Origin of the sequence: Pseudomonas sp. MM227, from assembly GCF_947090715.1 — a bacterium.
Classification (GTDB): Bacteria; Pseudomonadota; Gammaproteobacteria; order Pseudomonadales; family Pseudomonadaceae; genus Aquipseudomonas; species Aquipseudomonas baltica.
The window spans coordinates 503,050-519,644 of sequence record NZ_OX352319.1 but is presented as its reverse complement, the minus strand read 5'-3'; the positions used below and the strand labels follow the sequence as shown (position 1 = coordinate 519,644).

The window sequence follows — 16,595 nt, the reverse complement described above, 5'->3', positions numbered from 1 at the left end:
TTGTTCACAGACTTATCCACAGCCTGTGCGAGTGCTGTCACTCTGATTGGCACGGTGGATAAAACAGTTGACAAAGCCCGTTCGCGCGACTGTCCAACCTGCTGTTCGATTTTTGATCAACTGACTGCAGGCCCCGTATACCGTGGCCTGCAGAGGTATACCACCAACTTGTCCACAACCGGTTCCACAGCAATTGGGGACAAGCGTGCTTTGTGGCATTTCGGTGACCAACAGTGGTTTTATGTCGCACTTTGACACTGCAGCGAATTTGTTTTCCACAATTGGGCAGGGTGACGAAAAACGCCCCTGACGGGGCGTTCGGCAAGCCTTTCACGTCTGCTCAATGCCCGCCCAGATACGCGTTGCGCACCTCGTCGTTGCTCAACAACTCACGCCCCGTGCCGGTCAGACGGATCTCGCCGTTGACCATCACATAGGCACGGTCGGAAAGCCGCAGGGCGTGGTTGGCGTTCTGCTCGACCAAGAAGATGGTCATGCCGCCCTGAGCCAGCTCGCGCAGGGTCGAGAAGATCTGCTTGACCACGATCGGCGCCAGCCCCAGCGACGGCTCGTCGAGCAGCAACAGCTTGGGCCGGCTCATCAGCGCGCGCGCGATGGCCAGCATCTGCTGCTCGCCTCCGGACATGGTCATGGCGCGCTGATTGCGCCGTTCCTTGAGCCGTGGAAACAGCTCGAACATGCGCTGCATGTCTTCGCTCGAATGCTTGTCGCCGATGGGGATGGTACCCATCATCAGGTTTTCTTCCACCGACATGTCGGGAAACACCCGGCGGCCTTCCGGCGACTGGGCAATGCCGTTGGAGGCGATGTAGTGGGACGACTTCTGGGTGATGTCGGTACCTCGGTAGATGATCTGCCCCGCACTGGCGCGCGGCTGGCCGAAAATCGACATCAACAGCGTCGACTTGCCCGCGCCATTGGAACCGATCAGGCTGACCGTCTCGCCCTCGTTGATGTGCAGCGAGACTTTCTTCAGCGCCTGGATCGGGCCGTAGTGAACGTCGATCTCCTTCATTTCGAGGATGGGCGTACTCATACCAGCTCCTCCTCTTCGGCACCCAGGTAGGCCGCGATCACCTTGGGGTCGTTGCGGATCTGCTCCGGCCCGCCCTTGGCGATCACATTGCCATGGTCCAGTACCACGATGTCGTCGGAAATGCTCATCACCATGCCCATGTCGTGTTCGATCAGCACCACCGTCATGTCGTGCTCGTCACGCAGCAGGCGGATCATGCCGCTCAGGGCCTCGGTTTCCTGCGGGTTGAGGCCCGCCGCCGGTTCGTCCAGGCAGATCACCTGGGGCCGCGTGCACATGGCCCGGGCGATCTCCAGACGCCGTTGCTGGCCGTAGGAAAGCTCACCGGCCAAGCGGTTGGCGCAGTTCACCAGGTCCACCACTTCCAGCCAGTAGAACGCGGTCTTGATAGCGTCCTCTTCGGCCTTGCGATAACCACGGGTGTTGAGGATGCCTGCCAGCATGTTGCGGTTGACCCACATGTGCTGGGCGACCAGCAGGTTTTCCAGCACCGACATTTCCTTGAACAGACGAATGTTCTGGAAGGTCCGGGCCAGCCCGGCGCGGTTCACCAGGTGAGTCCCGCCGAACATCTTGTACCAGACACGGCTGGCGAAGCTGCGTGGCGAGACGAAATCGGTAGCCTGGAACGGCTCGCCCAGCAACTTGATGACATTGGTCTTCTGGCCGCGAGCGTTGAGTTCGATGCGTCCACCGGTGGCCTTGTAGAACCCGGTGAGACAGTTGAAGACGGTGGTCTTGCCGGCGCCGTTGGGGCCGATCAGGGCGAAGATCGAGTTGCGCCGGACCTGCAGGCTGACATCGCTCAAGGCCTTGATGCCACCGAAATGCATCATCAACTTCTCGACCGACAGAATGACTTCGTTACTCATAGCGTAGTACCCTTGGCGTCGATCAATGCGCCCTTGACTGGCTTGATGCCAGTACGGCTGATACGGATCAGGCCACGTGGCCGCCAGATCATCATCAGTACCATCAATACGCCAAACAGCAATACTCGGTACTCGGAGAAACTGCGCAGCAGCTCCGGGGCCACGGTCAGTACGAAGGCAGCAATCACCACACCCACGGTGGAGCCCATGCCGCCCAGCACGACGATGGCAAGGATCAGCGCCGACTCGAAGAAGGTGAAGGAGGTCGGGTTGACGAAGCCCTGGTAGCTGGCGAAGAACACCCCGGCCAGGCCTGCGGTGGAGGCACCGATGGTGAAGGCCGAAAGCTTGACCAACACGTGGTTCAGGCCCATCGAGCGGCAGGCGATCTCGTCCTCGCGCAGGGCTTCCCAGGCACGCCCTAACGGCATGCGGGTGAGTCGATGCTTGACGTAGAGAACGGCCAGTACCACCAGGAACAGCACGGCGTAAATGAACAGGAATTTCAGGTCGGGGTTGTATTCGAAGCCGAAGTACTCGTGGATCGGCACCCCGCCGTCACGGGCGCGACGACCGAACTCCAGGCCGAAGAAGGTGGGCGAAGGTACCGGCACACCATTGGGACCGCCGGTGAACGACAACCAGTTGTTGAGCACCAGGCGAATGATTTCGCCGAAGCCCAAGGTCACGATGGCCAGGTAGTCCCCGTGCATTCGCAGCACCGGGAAACCCAGTATGCACCCCGCCAGCGCCGCCGCGATCGCGGCCAGCGGCAACGCCGACCAGAAGCCCAGGCCCAGGTACTGGTAGCCCAATGCGAGGCCGTAGGCGCCGATGGCATAGAACGCCACGTAGCCCAGGTCGAGCAGACCGGCCAGCCCGACCACGATGTTCAGGCCCAGGCCCAGCAACACATAGATCAACCCGAGAATGACCACGGTGAGGATGTACTTGTTGGCGAAGATGGGGAACACGATGGCGATCACGATCAGCGCTGGAATGATGAAGCGCAGCCGCGACTTGTAGTCCGGCGGCAGCACGTGCACGCCCGACCCCGAGCTTTCGAAGCTCTGGGAAATGCTGCGGCCACGCGGCGTCTGCAGGAACAGGCTGAGCAGGAAGCGCCCGGCCATCACCGCTGCCACCAGCCAGGCGACGCGGGCCGGTTGCAGGTTGAAGCTGTAGCCGTCGAGCACGATGCCGACGATGGGGCCGAACACGATCAGCGCCAGCAGGCCGGCAATGACCATGTCGACCAGGCTTTTCTTGATATCGATAGGTTTGGCAGTAGGTGCGGACATACTTATACCTTCGCCACGAGTGGGCGACCCAGCAGGCCTTGGGGACGGAAGATCAGGATCAGCACCAACAGGCCGAAACTGAACACATCCTTGTAGTCGGAGTTGATCAAGCCGGAGAACTGCGATTCGGCAACCCCCAGTATCAGGCCACCGAGCATGGCGCCGGGCAATGAGCCGATGCCGCCCAGTACCGCTGCGGTGAACGCCTTGATGCCGATGATGAACCCGGCATAGAAGTCGAACGTGCCGTAGTTCATGGTGATCAACACGCCGGCCAGCGCCGCCATGGCCGCGCCGATGATGAAGACGTAGGAAATGACCCGGTCGGTGTTGATGCCCAGGATCGAGGCCATCTTGCGATCCTGCTGGGTGGCGCGGCACATGCGCCCAAGCTTGGTGAACTTGATGATGTAGGTCAGCACGCCCATGCCCACGAAGGCGGCAATGAGGATGAAGATCTTGGTGTAGGTGATCTGCACGAAACCGGTGCCCACTTCAAGGCGCCAGGCCCCTTCGAGCAGGGTCGGGACGCCTTGCTGGCGAGCGCCCTGGCTGATCTGCGCGTAGTTCTGCAGGATCAGCGATATGCCGATGGCGCTGATCAGCGGCGCCAGCCGGGTCGAGTTGCGCAGCGGCTTGTAGGCCACGCGCTCGATCACGAAGCCGTACACACCGGTCACCACGATGGTGAACACCAATGTGCCGAGGATCAGGAACGGAAAGGATTCGAGGCCGAAGAACGACAGCACGGCCAGGCCTATGGCGGCCAGGTAGGCGCTGATCATGTAAACGTCGCCGTGGGCAAAGTTGATCATGCCGATGATGCCATAGACCATGGTGTAGCCAATGGCGATCAAGCCGTACACCGACCCCAGGGTCAGGCCGTTGATCATTTGTTGCAGGAAGATACCGTCCATCATGCACTCTCACGAACGTCTGGAACCGCGCACCGCGCAAGGTGCGGACAGGCCTTGGCCCGCCCGCCACCTGTCAGGCGGTATTGAGGGAAACGTGGGCCATCCCAAGGGCGGCCCGGACTGGCATGCGCCAGTGCAAACGTCCTACTTCTGCTGTTCCAGCTGCTTGTACTTGCCCTCGGCGTTCCACTGGTAGACCACGTAGTCGGACACTTTCAGGTCACCCTTGGAGTCCCAGGCCTTCTCGCCCATGACGGTCTTGACCGGGTTGGCCTTCAGCCATTTGGCAGCCTCTTCGCCCTTGTTCGACTTGGCGCCGTTGAAGCCTGCAGCCAGGGCCTGCAACGAAGCGTAGGCGTACAGAGTGTAGCCCTCTGGCTCGTAGCCGGACTTGCGGAACTCCTCAACCACCGCCTTGCTGTCGGGCAGCATGCGCGGATCGGCGCCGAAGGTCATGTACACGCCGTCGACGTATTGCGCACCGCCAGCGGTGGTGACCAGTTCGTCGGTGACGATGCCGTCGTCGGACATGAACTTGACGTCCTTGAGGCCCTGTTCGCGCATCTGCCGAACCAGTGGCCCGGCTTCGGGGTGCAGGCCGCCGAAATACACCACATCGGCGCCGGTGGAGCGGATCTTGGTGACCAGGGCGCTGAAGTCTTTCTCGCCGCGGGTCAGGCCTTCTTCTAGCACCGGCTTGACACCGCGCTTGGTCAGCTGTGCCGAGGTGGCGTCGGCCAGGCCCTTGCCGTAGGTGTCCTTGTCGTTGATCACTGCGACTTTCTTGCCCTTGAGCACGTCGACGATGTAGTCGCCGGCCACGATGCCCTGCTGGTCGTCGCGACCGCACATGCGGAATACCGCCGGCAGGCCACGTTCGGTCACGGTCGGGTTGGTCGAGCCAGGGGTGATCATCAGCACGCCGGCGTCTGCATACACCTCGGATGCCGGAACGGTGGACGAGGAACAGAAGTGCCCCACCACCCCTGCGACCTTGTCCTGATCGGCCAGCCGGTTGGCGACGGCCACGGCCTGCTTCGGCTCGCAGGCGTCATCACCGGCAACCAGGACGATCTTTTCCCCATTCACGCCGCCGGCCTTGTTGATGGCATCGGCTGCCGCCTGTGCACCCTTCATGTACTGCTGACCGAACGATGCGTTGGCACCGGTCATCGGCCCTGCTACGCCGATCTTGATGTCGGCTTGAACAATCGACGAAGCGCCCAGCGCAGCTGCCACTGCGAGGGCCAGAAAACCTTTCCTGTAGAACGTCTGCGACATGAGTGGTGCTCCTGAATTTTTTTGGTTGGCACTACAGCTTCAGCGCATTGCTCAGAGCAAGGGCCGTGCCAGCGCATTTGCCCAACTTGCGCAGTTTTCATTTTCAGGAGCACTTCACTGCGCCGGAACCATTTTCTACAGGTCGTGCAACCGTCTGGCACGGGAATGGTGGAACCCGCAAAGAGTGCGGGTACAACCCGTATGCGCCATCATTGCAACCCCACGCAGCGCCCGTGGGCAACCACGCTGTAACCGCCGACGTAACCGAAGTGCACACTGTCGGTGCATAACCGCTACACCGCGCACCACAGGATCCTCCTGCAGTGCCGGGTGCAGGCCACTTCGCGTCTCTCTTCGCGGGCCTGCGCAAGGCACTGGCACGGGTCGCGCAGGGGAAGGCACGTCACATCCACCCGCACTCCAAAAAGCTGGCAGAATGTGCCCCTACTGTGCGCCACCGCCGTTCCAAATGAGGCACGCGGTTCTGGAGACCCTGATGAGCGAGAGCGTATTCGCCGATCGCATCGTGCAAAACCTGCTCGACACCGATCTTTACAAGTTGAGCATGATGCAGGCTGTACTGCACAACTACCCCAACGTCGATGTCGAGTGGGAGTTTCGTTGTCGCAACGGCGAAGACCTGCGGCCCTACCTGAACGACATTCGCGAACAGCTCGAGCAGCTCTCCGAATTGAGTCTGGGCCCGGACCAGCTGAGCTTTCTGGAAGGCATCAATTTCATGAAGCCCGACTTCCTGCGCTTCCTGGGTCTGTTTCGCTTCAACCTGCGCTACCTGAGCATCGGCATCGAGAACGACCAGCTGTTCATTCGCCTGCGCGGGCCGTGGCTGCATGTGATCCTGTTCGAAGTGCCACTGCTGGCCACGGTCAGCGAGGTACGCAATCGCATTCGCTATCCCGATGTGCTGCTCAGCCAGCCGCGGGAAAAACTCTATCGCAAGTTCGAATGGCTGCAGGCCAATGCCAGCAGCGAAGAGCTGGCCGAATTGCAGGTGGCCGACTTCGGCACTCGTCGACGCTTTTCCTACAAGGTGCAGGAGGAAGTGGTCACGGTGCTCAAGCACGAGTTTCCGGGGCGCTTCGTCGGCACCAGCAACATGCACCTGGCCCGTCAGCTGGATCTCAAGCCGCTGGGCACCATGGCCCATGAGTGGATCATGGCTCACCAGCAACTGGGGCCACGCTTGATCGACAGCCAGATCGCCGCACTCGATTGCTGGGTGCGCGAGTACCGTGGCCTGCTTGGCATCGCGCTCACCGACTGCATCACCATGGATGCGTTTCTGGGGGATTTCGACCTGTACTTCGCCAAGCTCTTCGATGGCTTGCGCCACGACTCGGGTGACCCGGTGGTCTGGGCGGAAAAGGCCATCGCCCACTACCGCAAGCTGGGCATCGATCCGATGACCAAGACCCTGGTGTTTTCCGATGGGCTGGACCTGCCCAAGTCCCTGCAGATATTTCGCGCACTGCGCGGGCGCATCAACGTGAGCTTCGGCATCGGCACCAACCTGACCTGCGACATTCCAGGCGTGGAACCCATGAACATCGTGCTGAAGATGACCGACTGCAACGGCCAACCGGTGGCGAAGATTTCCGACGAAGCCGCCAAGACCCAATGCCGCGACCCCAATTTCGTCGCCTACCTGCGCCACGTGTTCAAGGTGCCGAACGCAACAGGCGAAGGCTCTTTGTAGCAGCGGTGCAAGCCGCGTCACGGGCGCTACGGTAGATCAGGTCTATGCGGGATACCGCCGACGCGGCTCGCGCCGCTGCTACAGGGGTTGCGGGTCGGATCGAGGCCTCAATCGACCAGGGTCACCGCCCCCTTCATCATGGCCAGGTGACCCGGGAACGAGCAGAAGAACAGGTATTTCTGGTCTGCCGACAGTTTCGACACGTCGAACGACACCGAATCCTTCTCCCCGGCGCCGATGACCTTGGTGTACGCAATCACGCGCTCGTCGCCTTTCTTCAGGTAGCTGTTGTCGATGCCGGCACTCATGCCGTCCATCGCGATGCCGCGGGCATCGTCTTCCTTGCTCAGGACCCAGTTGTGGCCCATGACTTCCTTGGGCAGGCTGCCGGAGTGGGTCAGGTTGACCGTGAACGTCTTGCAGCTCTTGCTGATCTCGATAGCCTTGCTGCCGAAGGTCATCTGGTCGGTTGAATCGACGGTGGTCGAGCACTCGGCTGCCAGCAACTGACCGCTGGCCAGGGCAAGCACTGATACCGCTACAGCTTTTGCAAACATGTGAGTCTCCAGGCAGGGGAAATGGCTACGGCGGCAATCATTTCACGATTGGCCGCAGGCTGCAGCACTCTGCCAGCACTCAGACATTCGCTGTAAACATTCGGCTCAAACCATCGGCAGAACGGTCACGCGCACCTCGGGATCGTGCCCACCCCCGCCCAGAATCACTCCGCGCAAGGGCGACACGTCGCTGAAATCACGCCCCCATGCCAGGGTGATGTGTTCCAGCCCCGGTTGAACGTTGTTGGTGGGGTCGAAATCGACCCATCCCAGCACCGGGCAGAACACCGACACCCAGGCATGCGACGCATCCGCGCCGATCATTCGCGGCTGCCCTGGCGGTGGCTGGGTCAACAGGTAGCCGCTGACGTAGCGTGCCGCCAAACCGCGTGAGCGCAGGCAGGCCAGCATCAGGTGGGCGAAGTCCTGGCAGACGCCCCGACGGTTCTCCAACACCTCGACCAGCGGCGTCGCCACCTGGGTAGCCATGGCATCGAACGTGAACTCGCTGAAGATCTTCTGCATCAGGGCCTGGGCACCCTGCAGCATCGGCCTGCCGGACGGAAAGCAACTGGCGGAAAACGCCACGAAGCTTTTCTTCAGGCGCACGTAGGGGGACTCGAAGCGGTAGCGACAGGCTTGCAGCACCTGCGCGGCGACTGGCCGGCCGCTATAGCACAGGGCATCGCGGGTCGACTCCCAGGCCGGCGACCGGGCAAGCACGACCGGCGCTCGTGGCAGCACCTCGACATGCAGGCGCGCGCCAACCTTGAGTTCATCGTGGGGGCGCTCGAACGCCAGCCGCGTCAGCGGATTGCCGAACACATCGAGCTCATCGGTACGCCGGGTCGGTTCGGGGCTGATCTGCAGTGCGTGCTCATGGCACACCTGCCAGGCGCAAGGCCTCGGCCACAGGTGAGCCAGCTGCTTGGCCAGCGACACTGGGCTGTCGTAGCAGTAACGGGTGTCGTGAACGATCTGGTAATGCGCACTCATCACACCGACACCGTTTGCTGGCTGACATCGTCGACATGGACGAAATGGCGCAACGCCAGGCGGTCCGATACCTGCACGCTCACACTGGCGATATCCTCCAGCAGGCTGCGCAGGCCGTCGAGCACGGCGCGCACGCTGGCTTCACCGAACAGCGCGTTTTCCAGGGTACCCAGATCGAAGCGCGCCACGCGCTCGATCAGTGGCTCCAGGGCGCGATCCACCGGCAGGTCGAATTCATCGCTCAGGCGGCGTACGGCCCGCGCCACCAGCTTGAGCTGGAACAACACGGCATGGGGGTTCTGGGCGTCGAGCAACAGCAGGTCCAGCACCGGAATCAACTGCGGCACGGCCAGGTAGCGTGAACGATAGGTGATGCTGCTGTTGCCCAACTCGAGCAGCCAGTCCAGGCCAGCCTGTTCGTCCAGCGCATCGCTTGCCAGAAACGCCGACAAGCCATTGCTGAGAAACTGCAGGCGTTCGATGCGTCGCCCGATCATCAGAAAACGCCAGCCTTCATCGCGGGTCATGTCGTCGAGCGCAAAACCGGACAGTGCAGCCAGGTTCATCACCAGTCGATTGAGGAAGTCGAGCAGCTCGCCCAGGTCCGGCACGTCGACTTCAAGCACCAGTGACTCGCGCTGCAGTTCGCCCAACGCCTGCCAGTTCTCTCGCGACAGCTTGCCGCGCACCTGAAACGCCGCCCATTGCAGACGCTGCAGGTTGGCACGCAGGCTGAACGCCCAATCCTCACCGCGCAGGGCCATCAGCAGGCGCTCGCGCAGGTCGCCCTCTTCGGGCAACAGGTGCAGGCTCTCGGCCAGATCGACAGCGGCCTGCAGCGCCTGAGGATCGTCGCCGTCCAGATAGCGGCCGAGAATGATCCGCAGCAGTCGTGCGCTGCCGTCGCAACGCTCGCAGTAACGGCCGAACCAGAACAGGTTCTCCACCACCCGCGAAGGCAGGTAGGGGTCCATGCGCACCAGATCATGGACCCCGATGGTTCGCTGCGCCCGCCACTGCTCGCCGACCGGAGCGTGCTCGCCCAACACCCAGGTGTCCTTGCTGGCGCCGCCGTGCTGCATCGACACCACTTCGGCATCGGCGTCCGTGGCCACTCGGGTCAAGCCGCCGGGCAACACTCGGTAACCGTCGGCGGCGGCGACCGCAAACACGCGCATGCCGATCGCCCTGGGTTGCAGGTGGTTGCCGTGGCCATGCCACACCGGCGCCAGGGACAGCTGCGCCATTTCCTGAGCGACGTAGGCATAGGGCCGGGCCTGAATGCGTTCGGTCAGCGCCTGACGCTGGGCGGCGTCCAGATCCCGACCGAACACCGGGCCGAAGTTCTGCGACGGGAAGGCCGGCTTGATCACCAGCTCGTCCAGCCGCTCGAGGGCCTGGGCCAGCACCGGCGGCTCGCCGCACCACCAGGTGGCGATTGACGGCAGGATCAAGGTTTCGCCGAACAGGTGCTCACAGATCCGCGGCAGAAAACCCAGCAGCCCGGGCGATTCGAGCACGCCGCTGCCCAAGGCATTGGCCACCATCACATTGCCCTGGCGCACGGCGTCGAGCAGGCCGGGCACGCCCAGGGCAGAGTCGGTGCGCAACTCCAGGGGGTCGCAGAAATCGTCGTCCAGGCGACGCATGATCGCGTGCACCCGGCGCAGACCGCTCAAGGTCTTCAGGTAGACGGTCGCCTCGCGCACGGTCAGGTCACTGCCCTCGACCAGCGGATAGCCGAGCTGGCGTGCCAGATACAGATGCTCGAAATAGCTTTCGTTGAACCGCCCAGGCGTCAACAGCACCACCAGCGGCGCCTCGTTGGCGCTGGCGGCCAGTCGGCTCATGGTGTCCTGCACGGTGCGAAAAAAGCCGGCCATGTGCTCGACTTTCAAGTCGCGGTACAGCTCGGGAAAGGTCCGCAACAGGCCCATGCGGTTTTCCAGCGCATAACCTGCGCCGGAGGGCGCCTGGGTCCGGTCGGCGGTGACCCACCAGCGTCCATCGGGCGTGCGCGCCAGGTCCGCCGCATACAGGTGCAGGAACGTGCCTTGCGGCGGCTGCATGCCCTGGCACGGCCACAGGTAGTTGTTGTGCCCGAAGATCAGCTCGGCGGGCAGCAGCCCTTGGGCAATCAGCGTTTGCGGGCCATAGATATCGGCCAGCACGGCGTTGAGCAAGCGTGCCCGCTGGGCGATACCCGCCGCGACCTGGCGCCATTCGTGGGCAGGAATGATGTGCGGCAGCAGGTCCAGTTCCCACGGCCGATCGGCCCCCTTGGGGTCGGCATAGACGTTGTAGGTGACGCCGTTTTCCTGGATCTGCCGTGTCAGCGACGCCTGGCGCTGCGACAACTGGCCTGGCGCACTGCGTTGCAGATGCTCGAACAGGCGCCGCCAGTGCGGGCGCACGCCGCCATCGGGTTCGAGCATTTCATGATAGGACCCGCCGGACAGCGAGTAACGATCGAGCAGGTCAGACATGGCGAAGCTCGGGGGCAGCGTTGAGAAGAACGATTATCGCAGCCTGCACGGTGCGCGGATACCGTCCATGGCTCACACCCCGCCTTGAGGAACGCGGCGCATGTCCAGGGTCATCGGCAAGTCATCGTCCACCTTGAGCGCTGGCAGTACCAACCTGCCGGGACTGTGGCCGATCCGAAAGAACCGCGCCAGACGCCGGCTTTCGGCTTCGTTGGCATTCACCGGTGGGCTGTCGTAGCTGCGCCCGCCGGGGTGCACCGCATGGTACTGGCACCCACCCAGCGAGCGCTGCGTCCAGGTGTCGACGATGTCGAAGGTCAGCGGCACATGCGCCTGGCCGGCGACGTCATCGCCGTGATCGGCCTGCCAGGCACGGTAGCGCACTCCCGCAACGAACTCGCCGGCACGACCGGTAGCGGTCAGCGGCAGGGGCTGGCCGTTGACAGCCAGCCGGTAACGATCGGCCAGCAACCCATTGACGCGCACCTGCAGGCGCTCCAGCGATGCGTCCGGCGACTGCGGCGCGCCACTGGCACTGCCTCGTCCGGGGCCAGGCTCCAGGGCATGGCGCAGCTCCACGGCAATCCCCTCTACCACGCAGTCGCCCATGGTGGGGAAGCGAAACGCCCGTTGTGCGGCAAACCATCCGGCATCCACGGCATAGCCGTGTGCATTCAGATCGTCGATCACCTCGGCGAAATCGCGCTCGATGTAGTACGGCAGCATGAAGCGGTCGTGCAGCTGTGTACCCCAGCGGGTCAGCCTGGCCGGTGCGTAGGGCTTGCGCCAGAAGCGCGCCACCAGGCTGCGCAGCAACAGTTGCAGAGCCAGGTTCATGCGCCCATGGGGTGGCATTTCCAGGCCCTGCAGGCGCAGCAGCCCCGCGCGCTCTCCTGGTCCGTCACCGTCCAGACGGGCAATGCAGAACTGCGCGCCGGCAGGGTTACCGGTCATATCCACCAACAGATGGCGCAGCACACGGTCGATCAGTCCTGTTGGGCACGGCACGCCGGGAACGGGCAATTGCGCCAGAGCGATCTCGAGTTCGTACAACGCATCGCCGCGCGTTTCGTCGACCCGCGGGGTCGGCCAGGCAGTGCCACTGAACAGATACGACAGTGCCGGATGATCATGCCAATAGCCGATCAGACTGCGCAGCAGGTCGGGCCGGCGCAGAAACGGCGAATCCGCCGCCGTCGTCCCACCCAGCAGCAACGGATTACCCGCGCCGGTGCCGGTCTGCCGACCGTCGATCATGAACCGCTGGGCCTCCAGGCGACGCTGCCGAGCCTGCTCGTACAGCTCATCCACACCCTGGATCGACTGCGCCCAGCTTGTGGATTGCGGCACGTCGACCTTGAACACGCCTGGCATCGACGTAGCCTTGAAACCACTGGCAGGTGCGTCGCTTCGAGCTTCCCACCTCGCGGCATCGGCGCTATCCATGGCCACGAAGGTCGGCTCGCTACCGATGCACAGGCGCACGTCCTCTGCGCGCAGATCGGCATCGACCCGCTGCCCCAGGGCCAGCATGTCCGCCCATTGCTCTTCGCTCAACGGCCAGGTGACGCGTGGCGTCTGCCAGATACGCTGCACCGACATCCGGTGGGAAAACGTCACCTCACAGGGCTCCACCCGGCCACTGATCGGCGCCGCCGAAGAAGGTTCGGGACTGCACGCCAGGGGAATGTGGCCCTCCCCGGCAAACAGCCCGGACGTGGCGTCCAGACCAATCCAGCCAGCGCCCGGCAAATACACCTCGCACCAGGCATGCAGGTCGGTGAAATCGACATCGGTACCGGACGGACCGTCGAGGGCCTGCTCATCGGCGACCAATTGGATCAGGTAGCCGGAGACGAAGCGCGCGGCAATCCCCAGTCGGCGCATCAGCTGCACCAGCAGCCAGGCGGAATCGCGGCACGAACCGGCACCGGTGAGCAGCGTGTGCTCGGGCGTCTGCACGCCCGGCTCCATGCGCAGCAGGTAGCGAATGTCCTGGCTGAGTTGCTGGTTCAGCCTGACCAGGAAATCGATACTGGGGATCGGCGTACGGTCGATGCCGTCCAGGTACGCTTGAAACCTGGGCGTCAGGGCCAGGGTTTCCAGGTAGGGAGCCAGCTCATGCTGCTCTTCGTCGGTGTATGCGAAGGGCATCTGCTGCGCATGCGGTTCGAGAAAGAAATCGAAGGGATTGAACACCGCGATCTCGGCAACCAGGTCCACTTCGATGCGCAGCTCGGTGGCCTTCTCCGGAAACACCAGGCGGGCCAGGTAGTTGCCCTGTGGGTCCTGCTGCCAATTGATGAAGTGCTGCGCTGGCGACACTTTCAAGGCATAGGAAAGCACCCGCGTGCGGCTGTGCGGCGCGGGGCGCAGGCGCACCACTTGAGGGCCGACATCGACGGCGCGGTCGTAGCGATAATGGGTGACATGGTTCAGTGCGACATGAATCGACACGGCGTGCCTCCTGCGAGCCTGGAAGGTAAGTGCACGGCGCAAGACTTATGCCATGTGGAGGGTTCAGCCACTGCACTGCGAAGCGGGACATCCGATCGAACGGTTGCCCTAGTTCGGCGTGTGCCAGCGTCGCATACATTGGACGCATCGTGGTGCGATAAACCTGTATTGCCCAGGCAGGAGGCGCTCACCTTAATGTGGGCGCTCATTCAATCAAGAGATATCCCCATGCCAAACGACCAAGACACCGCTGCGCAAGCCCTGCTCACCGCGCAGCCTTCAAGACAGCGCAAGACGTCGTTGCGCCCCACCCAGGCATTGATCGACGCCATCCGCAGTGCGACCAGAGACGGAGTGCTGGACACGACCGACAACCCAGCCCACGAGGCCATCGCCGCCCGCCCACCGCGACGAGCGCAGCCGAAGTCGAACGACACCGAGCCTGACGGTCACACCGAGTCGTAAGCTATCGCGCTCACGGCAGCGCAACGTGCATCAGCGCGGCAGGACCGGCTGGCGGGTCGGCTTGCCCTTGCCCTTGCCGGGCTTGGCAGCCTGCTGGCGATCCTTGGCGGCCTGCTTGCTGCGCGCCTCGGCGGCAGCCTTGGCCTGCTCGCGCTTGTCCCACGGCTTGGAACCGTCGCTGGCACGCGGCGGCAAGCCGGTGTGCTGGGTCAGGATGCGGGTTTCCTTGGCCACCTTGTGGCTGCCGGCCGGGGTGGAATTCTTGCGTCGCGCACTCTGATAGGTGTCGGTAGCCGGCTGATGCAACGGAATCAGCTGGTTTTTCCCCGGACCGATCAGGTCGGCACGGCCCATGCGTTCCAGTGCCTCGCGCAGCATCGGCCAACCCTTGGGGTCGTGATAGCGCAGGAATGCCTTGTGCAGGCGACGCTGTTCCTCGCTCTTGACGATGGTCAGGTTGTCGCTCTTGTAGGTGACCTTGCGCAGCGGGTTCTTGCCCGAGTGGTACATCGCGGTGGCCGAAGCCATCGGCGAGGGGTAGAACGCCTGCACCTGGTCGGCACGGAAACCGTTGCCCTTGAGCCACAGCGCCAGGTTCATCATGTCTTCATCGGTGGTGCCGGGGTGGGCGGCGATGAAGTACGGGATCAGGTACTGCTCCTTGCCCGCTTCTTTCGAGAATTTCTCGAACATGCGCTTGAATTTGTCGTACGAGCCGATACCCGGCTTCATCATCTGATTCAGCGGACCTTCCTCGGTATGCTCCGGGGCGATCTTGAGGTAGCCGCCGACGTGGTGCGTCACCAGCTCCTTGACGTACTCGGGGGACTCCACCGCCAGGTCGTAGCGCAGGCCCGAGGCAATGAGGATCTTCTTCACGCCCGGCAGTGCCCGCGCGCTGCGGTACAGCTGGATCAGCGAAGAGTGGTCGGTGTTGAGGTTCGGGCAGATCCCCGGGAACACGCACGACGGCTTGCGGCACGCGGATTCGATTTCCGGGCTCTTGCAGGCGATGCGGTACATGTTGGCGGTCGGCCCGCCAAGGTCGGAAATCACTCCGGTAAAACCCGGCACCTTGTCGCGGATCTCTTCGATCTCGCGAATGATCGACTCTTCGGAACGGTTCTGGATGATCCGCCCCTCGTGCTCGGTGATCGAGCAGAAGGTGCAGCCACCGAAACAGCCGCGCATGATGTTCACCGAGAAGCGAATCATGTCGTAGGCCGGGATTTTCTGGTTGCCGTACGCCGGGTGCGGAACCCGGGCATAGGGCATGCCGAACACGTAGTCCATTTCCTCGGTGGTCATGGGAATGGGCGGCGGGTTGAACCACACGTCCACTTCGCCATGCCGCTGCACCAAGGCACGGGCATTGCCTGGGTTGGTTTCCAGGTGCAGCACGCGGTTGGCGTGGGCGTACAGCACGGCATCGCCGCGCACCTTCTCGAAGGAAGGCAGGCGAATCACCGTCTTGTCCCGCGTCATCCGCGGGCTGGCCAGGATCTGCACGACCTTGGCTTCGTTCGGGTCTTCGACGTTGCCCTTCTCCTGCTCGATGGCGCAGGCCTGGGTGTCCTGAGTGTTCACGTACGGGTTGATGATCTTGTCGACCTTGCCTGGCCGATCGATACGGGTCGAGTCGACCTCGTACCAGTCCTTGGGCGTATCGCGGCGAATGAACGCGGTGCCGCGAATGTCAGTGATCTCTTCGACCTTCTGACCGTACGACAGGCGCTGGGCCACTTCGACGATGGCGCGCTCGGCGTTGCCGTACAGCAGGATATCGGCGCAGGCGTCGATCAGGATCGAATGACGAACCTTGTCCTGCCAGTAGTCGTAGTGCGCGATGCGGCGCAGCGATGCTTCGATGCCGCCCAGCACGATCGGCACATGCTTGTAGGCTTCCTTGCATCGCTGGCTGTACACCAGGCTGGCGCGGTCTGGCCGCGAGCCGGCCTGGCCGCCGGGCGTGTAGGCGTCGTCGGAACGCACCTTCTTGTCGGCGGTGTAGCGGTTGATCATCGAGTCCATGTTGCCGGCCGCGACACCGAAGAACAGGTTCGGCTCGCCCAGCTTCATGAAGTCATCCTTGGACTGCCAGTTCGGCTGGGCAATGATGCCCACGCGAAACCCCTGGGCTTCCAAAAGCCGGCCGATGATGGCCATGCCGAACGACGGATGGTCGACATAGGCATCACCGGTGACGATGATGATGTCGCAGGAATCCCAGCCAAGCTGATCCATCTCCTCCCTGCTCATAGGCAGGAAAGGCGCTGGGCCGAAGCATTCGGCCCAGTATTTGGGATAGTCAAAAAGCGGCTTGGCTGCTTGCATGTCGATGACCGTATGAAAAATCGCGGGCGCGGAATATAGCACAAAAAATAACCAATTCCGATGGCTTTAGTCGGAAATGGCTGGCGAAGATATTTATCCGGTAGACCTGATAAACCGCAGTGACCCTTTCGCGGGCAGAGCCCGCTCCCACAACA

12 protein-coding genes are annotated in these 16,595 nt (G+C 62.8%); 2 read left to right on the top strand and 10 right to left on the bottom strand.

Annotation, left to right across the window (positions count from 1 at the left end):
- Positions 1-340 precede the first annotated feature (340 nt).
- From ONG87_RS02320 to ONG87_RS02300, 5 genes are all read right to left on the bottom strand, one after another.
- A complete protein-coding gene (locus ONG87_RS02320; protein ID WP_122480348.1) occupies positions 341-1,057 on the bottom strand; it encodes an ABC transporter ATP-binding protein in 717 nt (238 codons plus the stop codon).
- Positions 1,054-1,929, bottom strand: coding sequence for an ABC transporter ATP-binding protein (locus ONG87_RS02315; protein ID WP_122480349.1), 876 nt, complete (start codon positions 1,927-1,929; stop codon positions 1,054-1,056). Before ONG87_RS02315 ends, ONG87_RS02320 begins: the two co-directional genes overlap by 4 nt.
- The gene (gene livM, locus ONG87_RS02310; protein WP_264382133.1) at positions 1,926-3,230 is read right to left on the bottom strand and encodes a high-affinity branched-chain amino acid ABC transporter permease LivM; all 1,305 of its coding nucleotides are present in this window, start codon (positions 3,228-3,230) and stop codon (positions 1,926-1,928) included. Before livM ends, ONG87_RS02315 begins: the two co-directional genes overlap by 4 nt.
- A 2-nt stretch (positions 3,231-3,232) precedes the next feature.
- Positions 3,233-4,147, bottom strand: coding sequence for a branched-chain amino acid ABC transporter permease LivH (locus ONG87_RS02305; RefSeq protein WP_122480658.1), 915 nt, complete (start codon positions 4,145-4,147; stop codon positions 3,233-3,235).
- A 144-nt stretch (positions 4,148-4,291) separates the two neighbouring features.
- The gene (locus ONG87_RS02300; RefSeq protein WP_122480351.1) at positions 4,292-5,428 is read right to left on the bottom strand and encodes a branched-chain amino acid ABC transporter substrate-binding protein; all 1,137 of its coding nucleotides are present in this window, start codon (positions 5,426-5,428) and stop codon (positions 4,292-4,294) included.
- A 496-nt stretch (positions 5,429-5,924) separates the two neighbouring features.
- Here ONG87_RS02300 and pncB point away from each other — a divergent pair, with 496 nt between their 5' ends.
- Positions 5,925-7,145 carry a nicotinate phosphoribosyltransferase gene (pncB, locus tag ONG87_RS02295; RefSeq protein WP_122714632.1) on the top strand — a complete coding sequence of 407 codons (1,221 nt, stop codon included), beginning with the start codon at positions 5,925-5,927 and terminating at the stop codon, positions 7,143-7,145.
- 107 nt (positions 7,146-7,252) lie between these two features.
- Here the strand turns inward: pncB and azu are convergent, their stop codons facing one another.
- The 4 genes from azu to ONG87_RS02275 all read right to left on the bottom strand — a co-directional run bounded on the left by azu (position 7,253) and on the right by ONG87_RS02275 (position 13,641).
- The gene (gene azu / locus ONG87_RS02290) at positions 7,253-7,702 is read right to left on the bottom strand and encodes an azurin (protein ID WP_122480353.1); all 450 of its coding nucleotides are present in this window, start codon (positions 7,700-7,702) and stop codon (positions 7,253-7,255) included.
- 105 nt (positions 7,703-7,807) lie between these two features.
- The gene (locus ONG87_RS02285; RefSeq protein WP_192102886.1) at positions 7,808-8,698 is read right to left on the bottom strand and encodes a transglutaminase family protein; all 891 of its coding nucleotides are present in this window, start codon (positions 8,696-8,698) and stop codon (positions 7,808-7,810) included.
- Complete coding sequence (locus ONG87_RS02280; protein ID WP_192102884.1) at positions 8,698-11,184, bottom strand: circularly permuted type 2 ATP-grasp protein; 2,487 nt, start codon at positions 11,182-11,184, stop codon at positions 8,698-8,700. Before ONG87_RS02280 ends, ONG87_RS02285 begins: the two co-directional genes overlap by 1 nt.
- Before the next feature lie 72 nt (positions 11,185-11,256).
- Positions 11,257-13,641 carry a transglutaminase family protein gene (locus ONG87_RS02275; protein ID WP_264382132.1) on the bottom strand — a complete coding sequence of 795 codons (2,385 nt, stop codon included), beginning with the start codon at positions 13,639-13,641 and terminating at the stop codon, positions 11,257-11,259.
- 228 nt (positions 13,642-13,869) lie between these two features.
- Here ONG87_RS02275 and ONG87_RS02270 point away from each other — a divergent pair, with 228 nt between their 5' ends.
- Entirely contained in the window at positions 13,870-14,106 is a 237-nt protein-coding gene (locus tag ONG87_RS02270; RefSeq protein WP_264382131.1) for a hypothetical protein, read from the top strand.
- 30 nt (positions 14,107-14,136) lie between these two features.
- On the opposite strand, the gene ONG87_RS02265 is transcribed toward ONG87_RS02270, so the two are convergent.
- Positions 14,137-16,440: a YgiQ family radical SAM protein gene (locus ONG87_RS02265; RefSeq protein ID WP_122480358.1), complete on the bottom strand. Its 2,304-nt coding sequence runs from the start codon at positions 16,438-16,440 to the stop codon at positions 14,137-14,139.
- Between the last annotated feature and the right edge of the window lie 155 nt (positions 16,441-16,595).

Bases quoted from the DNA above. Each gene is read 5' to 3' on its own strand.
- ONG87_RS02320 (WP_122480348.1), bottom strand. From the start codon at position 1,057: ATGAGTACGCCCATCCTCGAAATGAAGGAGATCGACGTTCACTACGGC.
- ONG87_RS02315 (WP_122480349.1), bottom strand. From the start codon at position 1,929: ATGAGTAACGAAGTCATTCTGTCGGTCGAGAAGTTGATGATGCATTTC.
- livM (WP_264382133.1), bottom strand. From the start codon at position 3,230: ATGTCCGCACCTACTGCCAAACCTATCGATATCAAGAAAAGCCTGGTC.
- ONG87_RS02305 (WP_122480658.1), bottom strand. From the start codon at position 4,147: ATGGACGGTATCTTCCTGCAACAAATGATCAACGGCCTGACCCTGGGG.
- ONG87_RS02300 (WP_122480351.1), bottom strand. From the start codon at position 5,428: ATGTCGCAGACGTTCTACAGGAAAGGTTTTCTGGCCCTCGCAGTGGCA.
- pncB (WP_122714632.1), top strand. From the start codon at position 5,925: ATGAGCGAGAGCGTATTCGCCGATCGCATCGTGCAAAACCTGCTCGAC.
- azu (WP_122480353.1), bottom strand. From the start codon at position 7,702: ATGTTTGCAAAAGCTGTAGCGGTATCAGTGCTTGCCCTGGCCAGCGGT.
- ONG87_RS02285 (WP_192102886.1), bottom strand. From the start codon at position 8,698: ATGAGTGCGCATTACCAGATCGTTCACGACACCCGTTACTGCTACGAC.
- ONG87_RS02280 (WP_192102884.1), bottom strand. From the start codon at position 11,184: ATGTCTGACCTGCTCGATCGTTACTCGCTGTCCGGCGGGTCCTATCAT.
- ONG87_RS02270 (WP_264382131.1), top strand. From the start codon at position 13,870: ATGCCAAACGACCAAGACACCGCTGCGCAAGCCCTGCTCACCGCGCAG.
- ONG87_RS02265 (WP_122480358.1), bottom strand. From the start codon at position 16,440: ATGCAAGCAGCCAAGCCGCTTTTTGACTATCCCAAATACTGGGCCGAA.